Origin of the sequence: Streptomyces exfoliatus (genome assembly GCF_000725545.1) — a bacterium.
Lineage (GTDB): Bacteria > Actinomycetota > Actinomycetes > Streptomycetales > Streptomycetaceae > Streptomyces > Streptomyces exfoliatus.
Genome location: NZ_JNZP01000108.1, coordinates 1 through 312, shown reverse-complemented (window position 1 = coordinate 312; position 312 = coordinate 1). Strand labels below are relative to the sequence as shown.

1 protein-coding gene is annotated in these 312 nt (G+C 69.6%); it reads right to left on the bottom strand.

All coding sequences use genetic code 11. The features are described 5' to 3' along the window. A partial coding sequence (locus IO20_RS0134320; RefSeq protein ID WP_031127816.1) for a tectonin domain-containing protein occupies positions 1–312 on the bottom strand: 312 nt, incomplete at both ends.

Genomic DNA, 312 nt, shown 5'->3' with positions numbered 1-312 from the left:
CCTGGTCGCCGGTGTAGCGGTAGATCTCGGCGTTGGCGTTGACGCCCCAGACGGTGCCGTCGGCCGCTGCGCTGATGTCGCTGAGGCCGCCGGGGACGCCGTGCCACGGGGTGGCGTCGTCGTTGGTGAACCGGTAGATCTGTCCCTGCGAGTTGACGCCCCAGACGTTGGACCGGGAGCCTGCGGAGATCTTGACCAGGCCGCCGGGGATCTTCTTCCAGTGGCCGGTGGCCTGGTCGCCGGTGTAGCGGTAGATCTCGGCGTTGGCGTTGACGCCCCAGACGGTGCCGTCGGCCGCTGCGCTGATGTCGG